The 18,797-nt window shown below is 61.3% G+C and carries 14 protein-coding genes; 11 read left to right on the plus strand and 3 right to left on the minus strand.

Translation table 11 applies throughout. The annotated features are described in order from the left end of the window. Positions 1-116 precede the first annotated feature (116 nt). The 8 genes from IB244_RS26825 (at position 117) to IB244_RS26860 (ending at position 11,490) form a co-directional block, all read left to right on the plus strand. The gene (locus IB244_RS26825) at positions 117-1,652 is read left to right on the plus strand and encodes an FAD-dependent oxidoreductase (RefSeq protein WP_113471410.1); all 1,536 of its coding nucleotides are present in this window, start codon (positions 117-119) and stop codon (positions 1,650-1,652) included. A gap of 4 nt (positions 1,653-1,656) precedes the next feature. Next, positions 1,657-3,312 (plus strand): GMC family oxidoreductase, encoded by a 1,656-nt coding sequence (locus IB244_RS26830; RefSeq protein WP_169683743.1) that lies wholly within the window; start codon positions 1,657-1,659, stop codon positions 3,310-3,312. 95 nt (positions 3,313-3,407) lie between these two features. Next, on the plus strand, positions 3,408-4,577 hold the full coding sequence (locus IB244_RS26835; protein ID WP_018858683.1) for a Gfo/Idh/MocA family protein: 1,170 nt from the start codon (positions 3,408-3,410) through the stop codon (positions 4,575-4,577). Between the two features lie 28 nt (positions 4,578-4,605). Further along, a complete protein-coding gene (locus IB244_RS26840) occupies positions 4,606-6,687 on the plus strand; it encodes an FAD-binding protein (protein WP_018858682.1) in 2,082 nt (693 codons plus the stop codon). 324 nt (positions 6,688-7,011) lie between these two features. After that, positions 7,012-7,527 (plus strand): dihydrofolate reductase, encoded by a 516-nt coding sequence (locus tag IB244_RS26845; RefSeq protein WP_018858681.1) that lies wholly within the window; start codon positions 7,012-7,014, stop codon positions 7,525-7,527. A 153-nt stretch (positions 7,528-7,680) separates the two neighbouring features. Continuing rightward, positions 7,681-8,772 (plus strand): FtsH protease activity modulator HflK, encoded by a 1,092-nt coding sequence (hflK, locus tag IB244_RS26850; protein ID WP_018858680.1) that lies wholly within the window; start codon positions 7,681-7,683, stop codon positions 8,770-8,772. Positions 8,773-8,775: 3 nt separating this feature from the next. After that, positions 8,776-9,705, plus strand: coding sequence for a protease modulator HflC (gene hflC, locus IB244_RS26855; protein ID WP_018858679.1), 930 nt, complete (start codon positions 8,776-8,778; stop codon positions 9,703-9,705). A gap of 189 nt (positions 9,706-9,894) precedes the next feature. Further along, positions 9,895-11,490, plus strand: coding sequence for a DegQ family serine endoprotease (locus IB244_RS26860; RefSeq protein WP_018858678.1), 1,596 nt, complete (start codon positions 9,895-9,897; stop codon positions 11,488-11,490). Positions 11,491-11,600: 110 nt separating this feature from the next. Here the strand turns inward: IB244_RS26860 and IB244_RS26865 are convergent, their stop codons facing one another. Next, a complete protein-coding gene (locus tag IB244_RS26865; protein ID WP_018858677.1) occupies positions 11,601-12,167 on the minus strand; it encodes a GNAT family N-acetyltransferase in 567 nt (188 codons plus the stop codon). Next, a complete protein-coding gene (serB, locus tag IB244_RS26870) occupies positions 12,164-13,054 on the minus strand; it encodes a phosphoserine phosphatase SerB (protein ID WP_018858676.1) in 891 nt (296 codons plus the stop codon). Before serB ends, IB244_RS26865 begins: the two co-directional genes overlap by 4 nt. A gap of 1 nt (position 13,055) precedes the next feature. On the opposite strand from serB, the gene miaA reads away from it, so the two are divergent. After that, positions 13,056-13,946: a tRNA (adenosine(37)-N6)-dimethylallyltransferase MiaA gene (gene miaA / locus IB244_RS26875; protein ID WP_192306233.1), complete on the plus strand. Its 891-nt coding sequence runs from the start codon at positions 13,056-13,058 to the stop codon at positions 13,944-13,946. Between the two features lie 17 nt (positions 13,947-13,963). On the opposite strand, the gene IB244_RS26880 is transcribed toward miaA, so the two are convergent. Next, positions 13,964-16,045 (minus strand): ATP-binding protein, encoded by a 2,082-nt coding sequence (locus tag IB244_RS26880; protein WP_018858674.1) that lies wholly within the window; start codon positions 16,043-16,045, stop codon positions 13,964-13,966. 345 nt (positions 16,046-16,390) lie between these two features. Between IB244_RS26880 and IB244_RS26885 the strand changes: the two genes are divergently transcribed. Continuing rightward, on the plus strand, positions 16,391-18,184 hold the full coding sequence (locus IB244_RS26885; protein ID WP_018858673.1) for an acetolactate synthase 3 large subunit: 1,794 nt from the start codon (positions 16,391-16,393) through the stop codon (positions 18,182-18,184). 26 nt (positions 18,185-18,210) lie between these two features. Then, complete coding sequence (gene ilvN, locus IB244_RS26890) at positions 18,211-18,783, plus strand: acetolactate synthase small subunit (protein ID WP_018858672.1); 573 nt, start codon at positions 18,211-18,213, stop codon at positions 18,781-18,783. Positions 18,784-18,797 lie beyond the last annotated feature (14 nt).

The raw sequence follows: 18,797 nt of genomic DNA on the forward strand, positions 1-18,797 counted from the left end.
CGCCCGCATCCAGGCCGGCCAGCACGCCCGCCTCGCCTTCAACCTCGACAAGGCCGTGTTCTTCGATCCGCAAAGCCAAACCCGAATCGCTTAAACCAGGAGCCAGGATTCCAAACATGAACAGCTCTCCTGATATCGTCATCATCGGCTCGGGCGTGGGCGGCTCCACGGTCGCCGCCGGACTGGCGGCGACTGGCGCCGATATCCTGGTCCTCGAAGCGGGTGATTTCATCGCCGATCGTCCTGAGAACCGGGATCAACGCGCGATCTTTCAGTGCGGCCATTTTCGGCCGAAGGAAACCTGGTACGAAGCCGACGGCACCGGCTTCAATCCGGGCAACTACTACAATGTCGGCGGCAACTCGAAATTCTACGGCGCCGTGCTCTCGCGCTATCGCCGGGAGGATTTCGAGGAGATGCAACATGGGGAAGGGGTGTCGCCCGCGTGGCCGTTTCCCTACGAGGTTTTGGAACCTTGGTACAGCCGCGCGGAAAGTCTGTACGAGGTTCGGGGAAATCTGGGAGATGACCCGACAGAGCCCGTTCACTCGGGCAACTACGCTTACCCACCGGTTCCCGACGAACCGCCGATTGCCGATGTCAGGGCGCGGCTGAAGGCCAAGGGCCTGCATCCGTTCTCGCTGCCATTGGGAGTGGATATCGACGCCTGGCTGTCGAAGGCGAGAACGCCCTGGGACGCGCATCCCAATTCCCGCGATGGAAAGATGGACGCCGAGACGGCTGCCCTCCTTAAGGCTCTGGAGTATCCGAACGTCCGCCTTGAGACGAACGCGAAGGTCACGAAGCTCGAGGCGGGCGAGAATGGCAGGATCGAGCGCGTCCATTACCGCAAGAACGGTGAGGACCTTACCGTTGCTCCGAAGCTCGTCATTCTCTCGGCGGGCGCCGTTCAGTCCGCTGTCCTGCTGTTGCGGTCGGCCGATGCGCGTCACAAGAATGGGCTCGCGAATTCCTCCGATCAGGTCGGGCGGAACTTCATGAATCATAATTCCTCGGCCGTGATCGCGGTTTCGCCCACCTACCGAAACACGTCGATTTACCAGAAGACGTTCGGATTCAACGATTTCTATCTGTCCGATGGAAGCGGCGGCCCGCCGCTGGGGAACGTGCAGTTGCTGGGCAGGATTTCGGCGAAGGTACTGAAGGGGTCGCTGCCCTGGGCTCCGGAATGGCTGTTGCACACCATGACAAGCCACGCGATCGACTTCTATGCGATGAGCGAGGACGTGCCGAACCCGGAAAGCCGTGTGATGGTCGACGGCGACCGCATCGTGCTGCAGTGGCAGCGAACGAATTGGGACGCGCATCTCGCGCTTGTCGCGAAGCTGAAGGCGGTACTCAAGTCGATTGGATTCCCGATCGTCCTTTCAAAGCCCTTCGACAAGCGCACGCCGTCGCACCAGTGCGGCACCGTCAGGATCGGGAATGACCCGGCGAACGCGGCGCTCGACCCATACTGCCGCGCCTATGATCACCGGAACCTCTTCGTCGTGGACGCCAGCTTCCTGCCGACGTCGGCTGCGGTAAATCCCGCACTCACGGTGGCGAGCCAGGCGCTGCGCGTGGCCGACCATATCGCATCGCAGGATTTGCAAGTCGGCCCATTGTTCTCTCGCATCCAACAGGATTAGCAAAATGCGTTTCGACTACATCATCACGGGAGCTGGTCCGGCCGGATGCGTGCTTGCAAACCGGCTGAGCGAAGACCCGAACGTCAAGGTGCTGCTGCTTGAAGCCGGCGGCGGCGATTGGAACCCGCTGTTCCACATGCCGGCGGGCTTCGCGAAGATGACGAAGGGCGTCGCCAGTTGGGGCTGGGAGACGGTTCCGCAGAAACACATGAACGGCAGGGTGCTGCGCTACACGCAGGCGAAGGTGATCGGCGGCGGTTCGTCGATCAACGCCCAGCTCTACACCCGCGGCAATGCGGCCGACTATGATCTCTGGGCAAGCGAAGACGGTTGCGAAGGCTGGGACTATCGCGCGATACTCCCTTACTTCAAGCGCGCTGAAGACAATCAGCGCTTCTCGGACGACTATCATTCCTATGGTGGTCCGCTCGGCGTATCCATGCCGGCCGCACCTCTGCCCATTTGCGACGCGTATATCCGCGCGGGGCAGGAGCTTGGTATTCCCTACAACCCCGACTTCAACGGCCGCCAGCAGGCGGGTATCGGCTTCTACCAGGTTACGCAGCGCGACCATCGCCGCTCCTCGGCATCCATGGCCTACATCTCGCCGATCAAGAATCGCAAGAACCTAAAGGTGCGCACCGGCGCGCGCGTCTCGCGCATCGTCCTGGAAGGCAATCGTGCCGTCGGCGTCGAGATAGCAAGCGGAAACGGTCCGGAGGTCATTCGCGCCGAGCGTGAAGTGCTTGTTTCCTCGGGCGCGATCGGTTCGCCGAAGCTGCTTCTTCAGTCGGGCGTTGGTCCTGCCGACCACCTGCGTGCCGTAGGTGTAAAGGTGCTCCATGATCTTCCGGGCGTTGGCGGCAACCTGCAGGATCACCTCGATCTCTTCGTCATCTCCGAATGCACCGGAGACCACACATATGACGGCGTCGCGAAGCTGCACCGCACCCTGTGGGCCGGGATGGAGTACGTGCTCTTCCGCACGGGGCCGGTGGCTTCATCTCTCTTCGAAACTGGCGGTTTCTGGTACGCCGATCCGGACGCCCGTTCGCCCGACATCCAGTTCCACCTCGGCCTGGGATCCGGCATCGAGGCTGGGGTCGAGCGCCTGAGGAACGCGGGCGTCACGCTCAACTCCGCGTATCTCCACCCGAGATCGCGCGGCACGGTCCGCCTGTCTTCGTCCGATCCCGCAGCGGCACCGCTGATCGATCCGAACTACTGGTCGGACCCGCGCGACAAGAAGATGTCGCTCGAGGGCCTGAAGATCGCTCGCGAGATCATGCAGCAGGCGGCGCTCAAGCCCTACGTTCTGGCTGAACGTCTTCCCGGTCCGAAGATCATGACCGATGAGCAGCTCATCGAGTATGGCTGCGCGAATGCCAAGACCGACCACCATCCCGTCGGCACTTGCAAGATGGGGACAGGCCCGGACGCCGTCGTCGGCCTCGATCTCAGGGTCCATGGTCTCGAGGGGCTGCGCGTCTGCGATTCCTCGGTCATGCCAAGGATTCCCTCGTGCAACACCAACGCTCCGACCATCATGGTTGGCGAAAAGGGATCGGACCTCATCCGCGGCCTGCCACCGCTTCCATCGACGATCTTCTCGTACGAGCGCAACGATACGCGTCCGAGGGCTCGGGCCGGCGTTCGGTAGGACGGCAAAACACGTCACGCCTGCGCGACAACGCGGAACAGTTGAAACAGCAGTGACCGGTCATGAACGGACCGGCTTTCAGGGGAGTTTTCATAATGGCCGAAGTCAGGGTAGCCGTGCTGGGCGGCTCCGGCTGGATGGGCAAGGTTCATACCATGGCCTACCAGACGTTTCCTCATTTCCTGGGGGTGTCCGGCGGGACCGCGCGCGTGGTCGCCATCGTCGAGGCCAATCCGAAGGCTGCGGAAGATCTTGCCAGACGAGCTCCCGGCGCCAAGATCCTGCAGGACTGGAAGCAGGCGGTAACCGACCCGGACGTCGATCTCATCGACATCTGCCTGCCCGACAGCCTGCACTACGAGGTGGCCAAAGCCGCCCTGATCGCAGGCAAGCACGTCTACTGCGAGAAGCCGTTGGCAAACACCGCCGCTGAGGCTCGCGAACTTGCCGACATCGCCAGGGAAAAGGGCGTCATCACCCGCGTTGGCCATGCGTTTCCTCGTAACCCAGTCCATGACCTCGCCAAGGAGATCATCGAGGCGGGCGAGATCGGCGAGATCAAGATGTTCAAGGGCTGCCAGCATGTAGACATGTATGGCGATCCCATGACGCCCTTCATGTGGCGCGCCGACGGAAAGCTTGCTCCGACGGGCATCGTCGGCGACACCGGGTCGCACATCTTCAGCTTCATGGAGTTTCTCGTCGGCCGCGTCAGCTCGCTGATTGCCGACAACCTGATCGTCACTCCCAAACGCCCTGTTGTCGAGGGGCTTGCCTACGGCGAACAGGTCAAGCTCAAGGGCGACGAGACGTGGGCTGACATCACCAATCCCGATGCCACGAACCTCCTTTGCCGCTTCGAGAATGGCGCAGCCGGTATCGTCGACTTCAGTCGTGTCGCCACTGGCCGCAAGTTCATGCAGACCTACGAAATCTACGGAACCAAGGGCAGCATCGCCTACACCTATGATGAGGTGAATCGGCTCCGCTTCTACACGAACGACGACCGCACCGGCCGGAGCGGATTTCGCGAAATCGACGTCGGCCCGGAAAACTCAACCTTCAGGGCATTCCTGCCGCTTCCGAACTTCGCACTCGGCTACAACGAGAGCAAGATCATCGAAGCCGCCGAGGTGGTGAAATCGATTACTACCAAGACTCCCATGTGGCCGACGTTCGAGGACGGCCATCACATCTGCCAGATCGTCGACGCGTGCATGGAGTCTTCGCGCCTGAGGCGCTGGGTCGACATCCCGCTTGTTTGATCGCACGAAGATCCCAAGGACCAGTCCAATGACCATCGATGTCCCGCAGCACATCCTCGACGCCCTGACTGACGTCGACATGCCTCGGTTGGCGCAGGAAGCCGCACCCTCGGAGACCATTCGGCTCGCGGGTATCGACGTGCCTGTCTACAGGGCGGGATGCGTCGTCGTTGGATCGGGGGCAGCGGGACTGCGGGCCGCCGTGGAGCTCAATCGCCGTGGAGACGACGTCGCAATCATGAGCCAAAGTGCATGGGGTGGGACCTCAGCCTGTTCCGGATCGGACAAGCAGACGCTCCATACGGCGAATACCGCGGATCAGGGCGACAATTACAAGGCGATGGCACGGGCGATCCGGGCCGGCGGCGCGATGGACGAGGACACGGCCTATGTCGAGGCCGTCGGATCGGGCCGAATGATGGCGTCCCTGCAGTTCCTTGGACTGCCGCTGCCGCAGGAGCCGCTCGGTGGCACCCTCCGCTATCAAACCGACCACGACGAAGTGGGAAGGGCAACGAGCTGCGGTCCGCGCACCTCGAGGCTCATGGTCAAGGTTCTGGCCGAGGAAGCCATCAGGCTCGACATCCCGTTCTATAACCATACGACCGCCGTCAAGATCCTGACGGAAGGCGAGCAGGGAAGCCGGCGCGTGGTCGGCGTTCTCGCCGTTCGGGCAAACGACCGGACCGAGACCAATCCGCTCGGCGTCGCGTTGTTCGCCACGGAGGTGATCGTCCTTGCCGCGGGCGGACCGGGCGAGCTCTACCGCGACAGCGTCTATCCGAACGGCTGTTTCGGTTCGCTTGGGCTGGCGCTCGAGGCAGGCGTCGACCTGGTGAACCTGACCGAGAGCCAGTTCGGCATTGGAACGCGCCGGGAAGGCTTTCCCTGGAACCTGTCTGGGACGTACGTCCAGGCCATACCGCACATCTATTCCGTCGATGCCGAGGGCACAGAGCATCACTTCCTCGCCGAATACTACCGGACCACGCAGGAACTGGCGTCGAACGTCTTCCGCAAGGGATACCAGTGGCCGTTCCACTCCACGAGGATGCTCGACTTCGGTTCGAGCCTCGTCGACCTCGCGATCTATCGCGAAACTGCGGCCGGTCGGCGCGTGTTCATGGACTTCAATCGGAACCCGCTCCCGGTGCCAGGCGACCTGCCTTTCGATCTCGAGCGCCTCGATGACGTTGTGAAGCGCTATCTTGGGAATGCGGCGGCGACCCAGGATCTGCCGATCCATCGTCTTCGCCATATGAACCCGCTCGCGATCGAACTTTATCGCCGCTACAAGGTCGATATTGCTGCAGCCCCGCTGGAGTTTGCCGTCAACAACCAGCACATGAATGGCGGCATCATGGTTGACACCTGGGGGCGCAGCAGTCTCGCGGGGTGCTACGCGGTCGGCGAGGCGGCGGGTACGCACGGAGTGACGAGACCAGGAGGCGCGGCCTTGAATGCGGGGCAGGTCTTTGGGACGCGCGTTGCCGAGCATATCGGCGCAAGTGGCAGGGCTAAGAAGGCCCTCTCGAGCGACCTGCGGGTTGTCGCAGGCGCCGGCATCTTCGAGCTGCTGGGGATGCTGAAGGGCGACAGGCCGCTGGCCGCAAAGGCAATCCGTACGGAAGTTCAGGCGCGGATGAGCGACAAGGCTGGCCTGATCTGCGACGGCGAAAGCGTGGCCTCGGCCTTGGTCGAGGCGCGGCGGCTCAATGCCGAAATTCGGGCCAAGGGCATTGCCTACGAGCGCGCTGCCGAGGCAGGGCGGGCACTTCAATGGCGGCAGATGGCGCTCGCCTCGGAAGCCGTGTTGGCCGCGTTGGATTATTTCATTCGAAACGGCGGCGGGAGCCGTGGTGCGCGCGCGATATGCGATACTACGGGAGAGTCGCTTCCGCTTTCCAATGCCGGCCCGCTGGAGGAGTTTCGCTTCCGGAAAGAGCGCGACGCCCATCGCGAGGAGCAGATCGTCGTCCGACTGGAAGGCGACGCGATGCGGATAGCCACTCGCCCAAACCGCAAGTTCGACGAGGGTGCCAAGTCGTTCTTCGAGCGCGACTGGCCGGCATGGCTGACGGGCCGCATCTACGACCTCGACACGGTTTGAGGAGAGCCCGGCGTTTGATGGCACAGGCTGCGATCAGGCTATTGCGTCCGAACAGCCGCCTAGGTGACTGGAACATTGATGTGAGCAATGGCGAGACCGATCACAATCGATACGATGCCATCCTAACTTCCTCGGGATATCCGGAGGAAAGTTTAGACCACGCCAACGATTTTATGACACTATCGAATCGATCCCGACACCTCCGAACGAAGGCTCAATCAAGTGTACCGAGTACCCAGAAAAAATAATGGCGCAGACGGTGCGCCCGGCCACGAAGCCGGCGCCGGCGCCAATGCGTCGATCGTGGCCTGATCGGAGAGCTTGATGTCAGAAATTCGAAAGACCATCGTGGTTGCCGTTTCCGAGAACGGCATCATCGGGCGGGACGGGGACATGCCATGGCGGCTATCCGCGGATCTCAAGCGGTTCAAGGCTCTAACGCTCGGTAAGTCCGTCATCATGGGCCGGAAGACTTATGAATCGATCGGAAAACCGTTGCCGGGGCGGGCCAATGTCGTGATCTCCCGACAGGCCGCTGCAATAGACCATCCGGATGTGCGTATGGCCCGATCCCTGACCGAAGCCATCGGTCTTGCCGAGGACATTGCGAAACGGAGCGGCGAGGACGAAATCTGCATCATCGGCGGTGGGCAGATCTATACGCAGGCGCTCGATCTCGCCGATCGATTGTGCGTGACGCATGTCGAAACATCCGTTGACGGTGACACGTCGTTTCCCACGATTGACCCCACGCTTTGGAGGGCGACGGAGACGATTGAGGTGCCGGCAGGCGACAAGGATAGCTATCCCACGAAATTCGTGGTCTACGACAGGCGCTAAGCGCTGAAAACCAACTATTTTCCAATAAATATTGCCAAGTTCCTCATGCTGCGTTGAAAGCAGATGCGGCGATACCTATAACGGTCACGACTGCCTACGTCCGCCGCCCCCGTGGAGTAGGCGGTCGTGAGTTTAACGAATAACGAGGTTTTGATGCCCTGGAGCAATCAGAATGGCGGCGGCGGCCCTTGGGGCGGTGGCGGCGGTAACAATCAGGGACCATGGGGGCAAGGGCCTAATCGCCCGCGCGGTGGCGGCGGTGGCAAGGGCGGGCCGCCTGATCTCGAAGACATCATCAGGCGCGGCCAGGATCAGCTTCGTAACATAGTGCCCGGCGGGTTGAACGGTGGCGTCCTCGTCATTGCGGCGGCGATTCTTGTGGTGTTCTGGCTCTTCCAGTGCATCTACATCGTCCAGCCGGACGAGCGCGGCGTCGAATTGCGTTTCGGTCGTCCCAAGGAAGAGATTTCCACGCCTGGCCTGCACTTCCACCTGTGGCCGATGGAGACCGTCGAGATCGTCAAGGTGACGATGCAGCAGCAGAACATCGGCGCGGCATCGACGTCCGCCTCTTCGTCAAGCGGGCTGATGCTTTCCGGCGACCAGAACATCCTGAACGTCCAGTTCTCCGTGTTCTTCACGGTTAGCGATCCGAAGGCCTATCTCTTCAACGTCGAGAATCCGGCCGAGACCCTCCAGCAGGTCGCTGAGAGCGCCATGCGCGAAGTCGTTGGTCGCCGTCCGGCCCAGGACGCGTTCCGTGACAATCGTCAGCCGATCGAGACCGAAGTCGCCAACATCGTCCAGGGGACGATGGACCGTTACCGGGCTGGTATCTCCATCGGTGCCGTGACGATCCAGGACGTGGCGCCGCCACGCGAAGTTGCCGATGCCTTCGAAGAAGTGCAGCGCGCCGACCAGGACAAGCAGCGGCTCGTCGAAGAGGCCAATCAATACGCCAACCAGAAGCTCGGTCAGGCGCGCGGTGATGCGGCCCAGATCCGCGAAGCGGCAGCGGCCTACAAGGACCGCGTCGTCAAGGAGGCCGAAGGTGAGGCCCAGCGCTTCTCGTTCATTAACGAACAGTACGCGAAGGCGCCGGACGTAACCCGGACACGCCTTTTCCTCGAAACGATGGAGCAGGTTCTGAAGAACTCCAAGAAGGTCGTGATCGATGAGAAGCAGGGGGTTGTGCCCTATCTGCCGCTCAACGAGATCGGCAAACCGGCACAGCAGGGAGGTTGAGCCATGACATCGAACAGGCTTCCTCTCATCCTAGGCCTTCTCGCCGTCGTCTTGATCGCGCTCTATTCGTCGGTCTTCGTTGTGAACGCGCGCGAGCAGGCAATCGTGGTCCGCTTCGGTCAGATCCAGTCGGTGAAGACCGAGCCGGGCATATACTTCAAGCTGCCATTCGCCTTCATGGATGCCGATCGCGTCCAGATCGTCGAAAGGCAGGCCCTTCGCTTCGACCTTGACAACATTCGTGTCCAGGTTCGCGGTGGTGCGACCTTCGATGTCGATGCTTTCGTGGTCTATGACATCAGGGACGTGCGCAAGTTTCGCGAAACCGTGTCGGGCGATCGCGAGGCCGCGGAGGCGCGCCTTCGCACGCAGCTCGATTCCTCACTTCGCCGTGTCTACGGTCTGCGCGACTTCGATGCCGCGCTGTCGGAAGAGCGCGTGGCAATGATGCTCGAGGTGCGCGACGATCTGCATCGCGATGCCGAGGACCTGGGCCTCAACATTCAGGACGTTCGCATCCGCCGTACGGATCTGACGCGCGAAGTTGCGCCGAAGACCTATGACCGCATGCGCGCCGAGCGCCTTGCCGAAGCTGAACTCCTGCGCGCGCAGGGTACGGAAGAGGGCCAGCGTCGCCGGGCTATCGCAGACAGGCAGGTCGTTGAGATCACTGCCGAGGCGCAGCGCGATTCCGAGATCCTCCGCGGTCAAGGTGACGCCGAGCGCAACAGGTTGTTTGCGGATGCATTCAGCAAGGATCCGGCATTCTTCGAGTTCTATCGTTCTATGGCCGCTTATTCCACGGCACTGACGTCGCAGGACACCACGCTGGTGATCTCTCCGAACTCGCAGTTCTTCCGCTTCTTCAACGACGCAAGCGGTGCGCCAAGAAACGCGCCACCGCCGGCGATGCCGACTGCACCGACGAACTGATCGGGGCATCGGAACCTGGAAAACGAAGTGCGGGCCGGCAGTTTTGCCGGCCCTTTTTTATGTTGCGATTGGATGGCGGCGGCGCCGCGAATAGATTGCACGGGATTTCGCGAAAAGGTGATTTCGCCCTCCATCATTCCGCCGTATGCTGGTGCTCAGAGTGCGTTTTATTTGAAATGAGGATGCTTGATGGCCCCGACGACCCGCCCGACCTTCAGACGATCGCTCGCTCTCCTGGCCGGCGCCGCACTTCTGGTTAATGTTGGTTTCACCGGCTCGGTGCAAGCTCAGGGCACCACACCGCCGCTGAACGGTCCGGCATCCGTTGCCGATCTCGCCGAAGGGCTTCTCAATGCCGTCGTGAACATTTCGACATCGCAGAATGTCAAGGACGATGAGGGCGTCGGCCCGGCGCCGCGCGCGCCCGACGGTTCACCGTTCCAGGAGTTCTTCAACGACTTCTTCAACAAGCAGAAGGGCAACAAGGGCGGCAACCACAACGTCAATTCGCTGGGTTCCGGCTTCGTCATCGATCCGCAAGGCTACATCGTCACGAACAACCACGTGATCGAGGGAGCAGACGACATCGAGGTCAATTTCGCCGACGGCACCAAGCTGAAGGCGAAGCTGATCGGGACCGATACGAAGACTGACCTTTCGGTCCTCAAGGTTGAGCCGAAGGCACCGCTGACGGCCGTCAAGTTCGGCGATTCCAGCGTGATGCGGATCGGCGACTGGGTCATGGCGATCGGCAATCCGTTCGGCTTCGGCGGATCGGTAACCGTGGGTATTATTTCGGGGCGTGGACGCAACATCAACGCCGGCCCCTACGACAATTTCATCCAGACGGATGCGGCGATCAACAAGGGCAATTCCGGCGGTCCGCTCTTCAACATGAAGGGCGAGGTCATCGGCATCAACACGGCGATCATTTCTCCGAGCGGCGGATCGATCGGTATCGGCTTCTCGGTGCCGTCGGAATTGGCTGCTGGCGTCGTCGAGCAGTTGCGCGAATTCGGCGAGACCCGCCGCGGCTGGCTCGGTGTGCGCATCCAGCCGGTGACCGACGATGTTGCCGATAGCCTCGGTCTCTCGAGCGCCAAGGGTGCGCTGGTTGCCGGCGTCATCAAGGGCGGGCCGGTCGATGACGGTTCGATCAAGGCGGGCGATGTCATCCTGAAATTCGACGGTAAACCGGTCAACGAGATGCGTGATCTGCCGCGCGTCGTGGCGGAAAGCCCTGTCGGTAAGGAAGTCGACGTCGTCGTTCTTCGCGATGGCAAGGAGCAGACCGTGAAGGTGAAGCTCGGTCGGCTTGAGGACAGCGATCAGGCTGCCTCCAACGATGCCGATCCGAACAAGGGTGGCATCATCAATCCGGATCCTGATGAGAACCAGGATATGGACGAGCCCGATGATCAGCAGAGCCAGCCGATGCCGGATGCCAAGGGCAAGGCGGATCAGGCAACGCCTGATGCAACGAACCCCAAGAACGTGCTCGGCCTCTCGCTTTCGCAGCTCAGCGCCGAGACGCGCAAGACCTTCGGGATCGCGGAAAGCGTTGACGGGGTGCTGGTTGCCGAGGTCGCGCCCGGCTCGCTGGCGGCGGAGAAGGGCCTGAAACCCGGCGATGTAATCGTTGAGGTGGCGCAGGAGTTCATGCGCTCGCCCGAGGCGGTTGCCGCGAAAGTGCAGTCGCTTAAGCAGGAAGGCCGGCGCAACGCACAGATGATGATCGCGTCGTCGAACGGTGACTTGCGCTTCGTCGCAGTGCCGATGGAATAGCAGGACGCAGCGCGGCCCATCTTTTCACAAACTGCTGAGTGGTGCCTTCGCCGATGATCACAGTAGGCGCCGGGTCTTTCCGGGGTTTCCGTCGCGCACGACAATTGGCGTCAGCCGATTCCACGCTTCCATTGCTCACGGCTGATTGCATAAAGAACGTGGCGTTTCAGCTGCGGATGCGTGTCGGGAACCCTTGGATGGTCGAAATCGCGGGCGGGTTCGTGATGCAGGCCAAGTCGGCGCATGACGGCGGTGGAGCGATGATTGTCCGCCACCGCGAAAGAGACGATTTCGGGAGGATCGAACTCGGTGAAGCCACGCCGAAGGGCTGCCGCTCCCGCTTCCGTCGCATAGCCCTTGCCCCAATGTCTCTTCGCTAGACGCCAGCCCACCTCGATGGTGCCTGCCGGCAGGAAAGGCTCGAGTTCGGGTCGCCAGAGGCCGCAAAAGCCGATCGGCTCGTTGGTTTCCTTCAGAGCCGCTGCATAGAAGCCAAGACCTGTTTCGGCGATGGCATCGCGGATCGTATCCAGCATCGAATCTGCCTCGGTGCGGTCGCGACGGACGGCGAAGAATTCCATCACCTCGGGATCGGAATTGATCTCGTGGAAAAGCGGCCGATCCTCGTCAGTCCAATTGCGCAGAAGCAGGCGATCGGTCGTTAGGATCACTGTCATGGCGTTACGAAATCGGTCTTGCGGTAGCCCTGGATATAGAGGAGAGCGCTAAGGTCGCCGTGATTGATCTGTATTTTCGCCTGTGCGGCGACGGTCGGCTTGGCGTGCAGCGCGACGCCGGATCCGGCGAGTTGAAGCATGCCGAGATCGTTTGCACCGTCGCCGACGGCAAGGGCGTCCTTCGGTGAAATTCCCAGCTTTTCTGAAATGTCGTTCAGCGCATCGACCTTGGCTTGCTTGCCGAGGATAGGTTCGGCGACGTAGCCGGTGAGAACGCCGTTGTCTTCCAGAAGAACGTTCGCCCGGTTTTCATCGAAGCCGAGCGTCTTTGCGATGGGACCGGTGAAGACGGTAAAGCCGCCGGAGACCAGCGCCGTATAATGCCCCTTGGATTTCATGGTGGCGATCAGTCCGCGGCCACCTGGGGTCAGTGTGATGCGCTTGGCAATGACTTCATCCACGACCGATATCGGCAATCCCTTCAAGAGGGCGACACGCTCGCGAAGGGCAGGCTCGAAGGCAATCTCACCATTCATGGCTCGAGCGGTAATCGCGGCGACCCTTTCCTTCAGGCCGACTTCGGCGGCGAGTTCGTCGATGCATTCCTGGCCGATCATGGTGGAGTCCATATCGGCGATCAGCAGTCTCTTGCGGCGCGTCTCTGCGTCCTGGATGACAAGGTCGATCGCAGCGCTGCCGATGACGGCGAGAATGTTGGCGCGGGCGGCTTCCACGTCCGTCCCATCTCTCAGCGCGATATCGCAGGCAACGCCATCGGCAAGCCAGTATAGGCCGGAAGCATTCACTGCGTCGGATGCCTGCTCGGCAATGACAGGCGTGAGAACAGGATTTGACGGATTGGCAACAAGCGTGGCAACGAGAGCCATGATGGAAAACCTTCTAAGCGCAGTGAACGCGATCCTGATAACCGGGCCGACCGCCAGCGGCAAGTCCGCCTTGGCCGTCGAGTTTGCGAAACAGCATAATGGCGTCGTCGTCAACGCCGACAGCATGCAGGTCTACGACACGCTTTGCGTGCTGACCGCGCGACCCTCGGACGAGGATATGCAAGGCGTGCCGCATTACCTCTACGGTCACGTCCCGGCGAAGCTGGCCTATTCGACGGGCGCTTGGCTGCGGGATGTCACCGAGCTTTTGCCGCGCCTTCATGCCGACGGGCGCAAACCAATCTTCGTGGGCGGAACGGGCCTCTACTTCAAGGCGCTGACCGGTGGGCTTTCGGATATGCCTGCAATACCGGAGGAGGTGCGAAACCGCCTTCGTTCGCGCTTGCAGGAGGAAGGACGCGACGAACTCTATCGGCAGCTGCGGGAGCGCGATCCATTGGTCGCCGAAAGTCTGCGCCCACAGGATGGGCAGCGGATCGTAAGAGCGCTGGAGGTCCTCGAGGCGACGGGTCGATCGATTGCCGATTTCCAGGCGCAGACCGGCCCTGTGATCGTCGATCCTTCGACTTCTCGCAAGATCGTCGTCGCACCTGATCGGGCCATCCTTCACCAGCGGATCAACGGTCGGTTCGAGAAGATGTTGGAGCAGGGGGCTGAGGACGAGGTGAAGACCCTGCTTTCGCTTTCGCTGCCGCCCGATATGCCGGTCATGAAGGCCATCGGCGTTTCGCAGATTGCGGCGATGTTGAGAGGCGAGCTTAGCCGCGACGAAGTGCTGGAGCGGGGGGCTGCGGCGACGCGGCAATACGCCAAGCGGCAGATGACCTGGTTTCGCAACCAGATGGACGAAAGCTGGGAGCGCCTCCCGTAGAACCGCTCGGAGGTCGGCTATTCCTTGTTGTTCAGGCTGCTGAGCGGCTTTTTCAGGATGCTGTCACGAAGAGACACGCCAGGTTCCCGGCGGATGCCGCCCGTGGCAGTTGGTCTGTCACCTGGTCCGGAGGAAGGCTCTCCGCGCATTTCGCGCCTCAGGGCTTCGAGGCGGCTGTCGATAGATGTTTCCGATGCTGCGAGTGGTGCGGGCGACGCGGCGGCCGCAGCCTCGCGCGCAGAGCCCGCCCCCGGCAGCATATCGCGGCGATAGGGCTCGATCGGGGCCAGTGGCGGTGTTGTCGCTATGTTGGCCGACGGGTAGGAAGGGGCCGCTACCAATTCGTCGAAGTCGTCACCAAAGCTGTCTTCGTCTTCGTAGGTACCGCTGGGAGAGATGGTGGCCGAATAGCTTTGCTGGAATGCCGAGATGTCGGGACCGGCGACGGCACGCATGCGTGTCACGATCTTGCGCAGGTCGACGTTATCAGGATCCTCCTCGCTGACCTTGACGCTGGCGCCGTTCGCCTTGGGCAGGTACTGCACATCGACGCGCGAGAAGCGCATGCGCATCGGCACGCTGATGGCCTCGCCGAAGGCGATCGCTTCGCCGTTTCCGATCGAGGAGATGAAACTGGTCGTCGAGATCGACGAATTCGGGATGGCCGAGCGAATGATCTCCTGGTCCCGGTCATTGGCAAGGCGCATCGCAAAGAGGGTCGAGCACTGCGACAGGATCGTCTGGTCGAGTTCGCCGGGGCGCTGCGTGATGATCCCGAGCGATACGCCGTACTTGCGGCCTTCCTTGGCGATGCGGGCGATGGCCTGTCTTGTCGGGAAGAAGCCGAGATTCGGGTCGGACGGAATGTAACGGTGTGCCTCTTCGCAGACGACGAGCATGTGGATGGCGCCGTCGCTCCACAGCGCGATTTCGAAGGCCATACGGCAGAGGACCGAGGCAACCGAGTTCACGACTTCAGACGGGATGCCCGATAGCTGGAAGGTGCAGATCGGCCTGCTATCGCCGGGGATACGGAATATTTCCGCCACCGTCTCCATGATGGTGTCGCTGATCGTATTGCTTGAGAACATGAAGTGGTAGCGCGGATCGTTGATGGCGGCGACGATGCGCATCTTCAGCGATCTGAGTAGGGGCTTTTCGTCGCGACCCTCGAGCCTGCCGATGCGCTCGTCGATCAGCGCAAGCAGATCGGCCATGCGATAGGGAACAGGTGTATCAGCGGTAATCGAGCTTTTCTCGGTGGTGCGCCGCACGATCGAGTTGTCGCTGCCGCGAAAGCCGCGCTTGGCCTCCGGCAACAAGTCGCGCAGAATATCGACTTCCTCGGGGATGGGTGTTCGACCCCGGAAGACGACTTCCGCGAACTCTTCCAGTTTCATCAGCCAGAAGGGCAGATCGAGCGTGTCGGTGTCGATAACCACCGAATGTTTTGGGAAAGCGGCCGCGAATTCGTTGTGCGGGTCCAGGATCAGGACACGGAGCTTCGGGTCTGCCTCGATTGCCTTGTGCAGGAGCAGAGAGACGGCCGTCGACTTGCCGACGCCGGTCGATCCGACAATGGCGAAGTGCTTGGACAGCATCGAAGGAATATGAATCGCGGCATCGATGCTCTCGTCCTGAGTGAGCTTGCCGATGACCGCCGTCGTTCCGCTGCCGGCATCGTAGATCCGCATCAGGTCGCTCGCGCGAATGCGGTGGGCGATGGCGCCAAGATAGGGATAGCGCGAAATGCCGGTCGAGAACTGCTCGCGACCGTCCTCGTCGACGCGAACTTCGCCGAGCAACTCGGTCTCGATCTGGAAGTGGTTGTCTTTTCCTTCACCCCAGCTGTGACTGTCGGTGTTCATGGAGTAGACGATGGCGACCACACGATTTCGGCCAACGCTGATCGAAATCAGCTTTCCGACCGACCACAGTTCGGCAAGCTCCGTGCCCCCAGCTTCGGCGACGGCGGCGATGGTTGCGCGAGACCCGCTGCACGCAACAACGCGGCCGAGAAACCGGTTGCCCGGGGTCTGGTCATCGCGGCGGTCATGCTCGCCTGCCTTGCCTGACGTGTGCAAGTCCTTGTTCAGCAAAGGGCTACTCCCTGCGATAGTAAAGGAGGATATGAGCGAACGTTTAAGAAAGTCTTTTTGCGATAGGTGATCATTCCGGCACACGTTCGGCTGGTGCGATCGGGCTCGATTTTTTATTGCGGCATGCGTTGACGATGCGAAATTTTCTGTCTATCACTTCGCCCCATGAAAATCGCAGTAGCTCTTATCGTGGTGGGAAAGCGCATGGGCAGGATGGTGTAACCATCCGGCGATAGCCACCCATGCGCTAGATGACAGGCTCCCTCAGGGGCCTTTTTTTATGCCCGAAATTCGGGCTTCCGGACCACAGAACTCAAATCCCAGCAGTCAAAACGGAAAAGAAACATGACGGGCACGGACAATCAGGCAGCAGGCAATCGGATGACGGGAGCGGAGATCGTCCTTCAGGCGCTGAAGGACAACGGCGTCGAGCATATCTTCGGCTATCCGGGTGGCGCAGTGCTGCCGATCTACGACGAGATCTTCCAGCAGGACGAGATCAAGCACATTCTCGTCCGCCATGAGCAGGGCGCCGGCCATGCGGCCGAAGGCTATGCCCGCTCAACCGGCAAGGTCGGTGTCTTGCTTGTTACTTCCGGTCCGGGTGCGACGAATGCCGTCACGCCGCTGCAGGACGCCTTGATGGATTCGATCCCGCTCGTCTGCCTCACCGGCCAGGTTCCGACCTCGCTGATCGGTTCGGATGCCTTCCAGGAGGCCGATACGGTCGGCATCACGCGCCCTTGCACCAAGCACAACTGGCTGGTCAAGGACGTCAACGATCTCGCGGCGATCATTCACGAAGCCTTCCGCATCGCGCAGTCGGGCCGCCCGGGTCCCGTTCTCGTCGACATTCCGAAGGACGTCCAGTTTGCCACCGGTACTTATACGCCGCCTGCGGCCCATGCGATCCAGAAGAGCTACCAGCCGAAGATCCAGGGTGATCTCAACCAGATCCATGCGGCGGTCGAGATGATGGCGAGTGCACGGCGTCCGATCATCTACACCGGCGGCGGCGTCATCAACTCCGGCCCCGAGGCGACCAAGCTTCTGCGCGAGTTGGTCGAACTGACGGATTTCCCGATCACCTCGACGCTGATGGGCCTCGGCGCCTATCCGGCATCAGGCAAGAACTGGCTGAAGATGCTCGGCATGCACGGCTCCTACGAGGCGAACATGGCGATGCATGACTGCGACGTTATGGTCTGTATCGGCGCCCGCTTCGACGACCGCATTACCGGCCGCATCACTGCCTTCTCACCGAACTCGAAGAAGATCCATATCGACATCGACCCGTCCTCTATCAACAAGAACGTTCGCGTCGATCTTGGCATTCGCGGCGATGTTGGAAGCGTTCTGGAAGACATGGTCCGCTTGTGGCGGGCTCTGCCGAAGAAGCCGGAGAAGAGCCAGATCGCCGATTGGTGGGCCGATATCACGCGCTGGCGGGCGCGCAACTCCTTCGCCTATACCAAGAACAACGATGTCATCATGCCGCAATATGCGCTGGAGCGCCTCTATGCGCTGACCAAGGATCGCGACACCTACATCACGACCGAAGTCGGTCAACACCAGATGTGGGCAGCGCAGTTCTATGGATTCGAGAAGCCGAACCGCTGGATGACTTCGGGCGGCCTCGGCACCATGGGCTACGGCCTGCCGGCAGCGCTCGGCGTGCAGATCGCGCATCCGGAAAGCCTCGTCATCGACATTGCCGGCGACGCCTCGATCCAGATGTGCATCCAGGAAATGTCGACGGCGATCCAGTACGAAGCGCCGATCAAGATCTTCATCATGAACAACCAGTACATGGGCATGGTTCGCCAGTGGCAGCAGTTGCTGCACGGCAATCGCTTGTCGAACTCCTATACGGAAGCGATGCCCGACTTCGTCAAGCTCGCCGAAGCCTACGGCGCCGTTGGCCTGCGTTGCGACAAGCCTGACGATCTGGACGGCGCAATCCAGGAAATGATCGACGTGAAGAAGCCGGTCATTTTCGATTGCCGTGTCGCCAATCTCGCCAATTGCTTCCCGATGATCCCGTCGGGCAAGGCTCACAACGAAATGCTGCTGCCGGACGAAGCCACGGACGAGGCGGTCGCCAATGCGATCGACGCCAAGGGCCGTCAGCTCGTTTGATATCAAGGTAGAGGAAACCCAAGACCATGAACGCACACCTTCAGCCGACGGGCTCTGCCTACTTCATCTCGCCCGAGACGGCGGCGGTCGAAAGCCATACGCTTTCGGTCCTCGTCGACAACGAGCCGGGCGTCCTTGCCCGCGTCATCGGCCTGTTCTCTGGCCGCGGCTACAACATCGAGAGCCTGACCGTCTCCGAAACCGAGCACCAGGCGCATCTGTCGCGCATTACCATCGTGACGCGCGGCACGCCCCATGTCCTCGAACAGATCAAGGCTCAACTTGAGCGCATCGTTCCTGTTCATCGGGTGGTCGATCTGACGGTACGCGCCCGCGAACTCGGCCAGGAGCGTCCGATCGAGCGCGAAGTGGCGCTCGTCAAGGTCATCGGTACGGGCGAGACTCGGGCCGAGACGCTCCGGCTCGCGGATGCCTTCCATGCGAAAGTGGTCGATGCCACGGTCGATCACTTCATCCTGGAGATCACCGGCAAGTCCTCGAAGATCGACCAGTTCGTCTCGATCATGAAGCCGCTCGGCCTCATCGAGGTCTGCCGCACCGGTATTGCCGCGATGAACCGCGGCCAGCAGGGGATGTAAGCCAATACAAGTAC

Source organism: Rhizobium sp. RHZ02 (assembly GCF_014851575.1).
Lineage (GTDB): Bacteria > Pseudomonadota > Alphaproteobacteria > Rhizobiales > Rhizobiaceae > Rhizobium > Rhizobium altiplani.